Source organism: Saccharicrinis carchari (assembly GCF_900182605.1).
Classification (GTDB): domain Bacteria; phylum Bacteroidota; class Bacteroidia; order Bacteroidales; family Marinilabiliaceae; genus Saccharicrinis; species Saccharicrinis carchari.
The window spans coordinates 1-4409 of record NZ_FXTB01000024.1 but is presented as its reverse complement, the minus strand read 5'-3'; the positions used below and the strand labels follow the sequence as shown (position 1 = coordinate 4409).

The 4409-nt window shown below is 32.4% G+C and carries 3 protein-coding genes; all 3 read left to right on the top strand.

The genetic code is table 11. The features are described 5' to 3' along the window. The first annotated feature begins 136 nt into the window (after window positions 1–136). The 3 genes from FN809_RS17570 (at window position 137) to FN809_RS17560 (ending at window position 3721) form a co-directional block, all read left to right on the top strand. A complete protein-coding gene (locus FN809_RS17570; protein WP_142534852.1) occupies window positions 137–1054 on the top strand; it encodes a PGN_0703 family putative restriction endonuclease in 918 nt (305 codons plus the stop codon). 963 nt (window positions 1055–2017) lie between these two features. Next, window positions 2018–2896 carry a tetratricopeptide repeat protein gene (locus tag FN809_RS17565; protein WP_142534851.1) on the top strand — a complete coding sequence of 293 codons (879 nt, stop codon included), beginning with the start codon at window positions 2018–2020 and terminating at the stop codon, window positions 2894–2896. 132 nt (window positions 2897–3028) lie between these two features. After that, a complete protein-coding gene (locus FN809_RS17560; RefSeq protein WP_142534850.1) occupies window positions 3029–3721 on the top strand; it encodes a hypothetical protein in 693 nt (230 codons plus the stop codon). Window positions 3722–4409: the final 688 nt, after the last annotated feature.

The window sequence follows — 4409 nt, the reverse complement described above, 5'->3', positions numbered from 1 at the left end:
ACATTTTCTCTTGCATAGCTGTAAATTTTAAAATTAGCTTACAAAGTAAATTGCTTATCGAATCTTAAACAAGATGTACTTCGTTGAAGGGTTACACTGCAAGCGAAAAGAACGACATCACATAAATTGACCATTAATGAAACCAAGCAAAGAACTAAGAAAAAAATACGAGACAGATTATAACGACAAGACTGATTTTGCATCCAAAGCAAGACTTTTACAAAGTATTTGGAGAACAGAAAAAGGTTATAAATTTGACAAGTATGGAAATTTCTTAGAATTAAATTTTGCTAAAGAGACAGGTGCCAACTTCTTGACAAATGGAATTTTTGAAATTGTAAAACAAGAAGTTCAAAACAAACACATTGACGGAAAAGTAATTAAAGAACCGAGAATTTGGAATAACTTACTATCGAGTCAACCGTTAGCGTTCAATGTCTTCGGAGAATTAAAACTTGACCTAAAACTTGCGTCTTTAACTTTCAAAGCGTTATATCCAGACCGAAAAATTAAAAATGTAACAGCAATTGAATTTGAATATTCACCAGGCAGGAGAAGTTTAAAATATACTGGAGACAGTTCCGCATTTGATGTTTTTGTGGTTTATGAAAATGAATTTGGAGAAGACTGCTTTTTTGGAATAGAAGTAAAATATGCAGAAAATCTATTCGATGAACCAGCAACGCACAAAGAGACTTACGAAGAAATTTCTATTCAATCAGAAATATTCAATATGTCAATGCTCGACAAATTAAAAGAAAAACCAATCCAACAAATTTGGAGAGACCACCTTTTGGTTCTGAGTATGTTTATAAAAAACAAAGACTTCAAAACTGGTGATTTTATTTATCTCTACCCGTCAGAAAATGATAGTTGTAAATCTGGAATAGAACAATATTCGCAGACTTTTAAAAACGGCAAAGAGAACTATTTTAAACCGCTGACTTTAGAAAAACTAATTGACACTATAAAACACTTTTGCTCTGACAGTTGGATTGACGAATTTATAAATAGATACTTGAAATTTGAAAAAATAAATAACGCCAGCAGTTAACATTTTGTATAAGTAATGGCAGGTAAAGCGCAAAATGTTAAGGTTTGTAGCCCGCTCAAACTGCTTAGCGGTTTGACTGATAAGTGCCACGCAACCTGCCACTACTCATACAATTTACCGTTATAGCTCATTGTAAAAAAAGTTCTTTGATATAAAGCATTCGATTAGCAATTTGTGGAGCATTTGCAGTTTTTGTTAAACGTTTTTCCTGGTTGAAAACTTCGTATTTCAATAGAAAACTTTGTCCAAACGGAAAGACTGACAAAGGATTGACAGCTTGATAGAATTTTATGTGCAGCTTTTGGGTAATGATTTCCCCGCTCGAAAACTCTGAATTTCAATTATAAACATCGATATGTCTGAAAGACTGAATGGATTTGCAGCTTGTAAGAATTGGACTTACAGCTTTTGAAAAAAAATGTAACGACCTGAAAAACCAGATTTCAACTGTACACATCAGCAGATCTGCAAGACTGGATGAATTCGCATCCTAGAAGAATTGACTTGTAGGTTCCGGCGAACGATTAATTGCTTGATAAAATGAATTTTAACTGAAAACGCCGGTGCGTCTGAAAGATTGATATGGGATTAGCAGGACTTAAAGAATTTGATTTACAGCCGTCAAACCAAAAACTTTCAATGACCAAGGGATTATGTGATTCTGGATTTATTTACTTATCGAATAAATATTATTTTTAAGGAATGGTTTTGTAAACAGAAAGCCTTTTTTTGATTGAAAGAGAAAAACAACGAGCTATAACATTCTGTAAATTTCATGGCGGGGTTCGTGCGTTTTTGGCGCGTATTTTTTCGCATGTGCTTTTGTTCAGGCTGAAAAGAAAGCACACCGTAACCGCCACGCAACTTACAGTTACCGTTAGCGCTCATAATGTTGGAGATTGCATGAAATTTTTGAATCTCTAAATGCTCTCTAAAGAGACTATAATTAGAAATATAAGAGAAATGAGAAGTTTATTATTGTTGGTAATATTTGGCTTAATTGCGAATTCTGTTTTCGCTCAGGTTGAGCTAGAATTATTTCCAAAAAATATTAAGATTGATAACTATAAGCACTGCTTGTGCAAATTTGATACTGTTAATATTAAAGCTGAAATCATAAAGGAAGATTTTGGAGAAAATGGCAAATTATCTTATGATTATTCTAGATTTAAATTTGTTGACTTGAACTCAGACAATAAATGTGAAGTTATACATTATTTCTCATCTGGCGTAAGGGGATGGCCACATGACTTCATAACGATATATTCTATTAATGAAAAGTCTAGCATCCATAAAATATTTGACCAGGGGAGTTTCTTAGTAAGTTTTGCGGAATCCGATGGTAACTTTGTTCAAATAACGAACACATATTTTAAGGGACACAAAACAAACCCAATATATTACATTGAGACTTGGAAGATAATTGGGGATAAATATAGAAAGTATTATTCTCCAGAATTGACAAAAGGAGAGTTTAAAGAAAAGGGTCTAAAGGCATATAGGTCTAAAAAATATGAAGAAGCTTTTATTTGCTTTAGTAATGTTCTTCATTTCCCTCATAACACTTCTAATGCATATTTAAATTCATTGAATGATTTGGCTATTACATTAATTAAATTAAGAAGATATGAAGAAGTTGAGTCGCTATATAAGAATACAATTGAAAAATCGTCTGATATGAAATCTCTAGCTAGTGCAAACTTCAATATTGGACTGGCAAAAGAAAAAGAGGGTAAAAAAGCAGCAGCAATATCATATTTTAAGAAATCATTAAAACAACATTGGACTAAGGCTGCTGAAGAAAAAGTGAAATTTACGAGCGCTAACAATGTACAAAAATAATAGCCGAAACAGTAGTGATATTAAGGGTTTCAGCCCGCTTTGGCCTTTTTGTAGTTTGAAAAATTTGTAGTCCGCAATCGGCTACTATTCTTGTACCAACCGTTAGCCACCATATAAAAAATGCCATCGTCAATGAAAAAACAGAGATTAATTTTACTGATTTTTGCGGGATTAGTACTGATTTTAATAATATTCAAAACTTCAAATATGGGATTTTTCAACAATTTATTTGGAAGAGAAAAGCTAGAGCAAAAAGAATTGACGATTAATAAAGAAAGAATTTATTCCCATGACAATTTGAAGTCAGAAAATTTCAAGAGGTATGTTTTAGTGAAAGGAACAAATCTGAAATCAGTTGAATCTAAACTAAAGGACTATGGTGAATTACCAGCAAAAGGAAATACTTATACCTATCAATTTTCAAAAGCACAATTAGGAGACTGGACAATAATAAAAATGCCATCTGACTTTAAAGACTATTATGGATTTCATAATATCGTTTATTGGCTTTTAGGATTTCCGCCAGAAGACAATAACTATGCGGATTTATCAATAGGGCTATCAATAAGCGACAGTCTATCCTATGCAATCTATAATAACTACAAATTGAAAGATATGCTTAGGCTTGAAGATGACCTATTTGGTACGTTCAATAATGACGAAAGATTTATCCTTTCGATTCCTTTTGACGAGTTTAAGAAATCAGACAATAAATACATCAAGACTTTTAATAGCCTCCTAAAAGACAATGAGATTAATTATGAAATGATTAAAAGTGAGAATTTTGTCCTTGAGGCATTCGAGATACTATTTAATGAAAAATAGGAAATACGGTGGCTAACATTCTGTAAATTTCATGGCGGGGTTCGTGTGGTTTTGGCGCGTACTTTTTCGCATGTGCTTCTGTTCAGGTTGAAAAGAAAGCACACCGTAACCGCCACGCAACTTACAGTTTCCGTTGGCGGTAATTTAAAAAAGCAGACAGCATAAATGGAATACATAACGAAATTTTATATTAATTATCCAGACATCGTTAGAGTTGCAATGATTCCAATGATAATTGCAATTTTGGCAATTGCTCTTCCTTTGTTAATTCAGACTATCAGTCGAATAGAAGATAAATACAACTCTACAAAATTGATTGTTGTTTTTAAAAAGGAATCCATTTACAAGTCATTCTGGATAATTCTATTCCTATCGATTTTATCCTTTATTTGTTGGGTATTGCAATTACCTAGAATAGTTGACTTTGGCGTTTTTAACGGTGTCTTAGATAACTCAGCATTTCTTTTCATCACAACCAGTACAATATTTTTAATAATAGCGACGCTTAGACTTTTCGGTTTAATATTGACATATTATCAAACTGAAAAATTATTAAATAGGCTCACTAGGAAGTATAAGAAATCTATAAAAACGTAACCCTTCAACGAAGTACATCTTGTTTAAGATTCGATAAGCAATTTACTTTGTAAGCTAATTTTAAAATTTACAGCTATGCAAGAGAAAATGT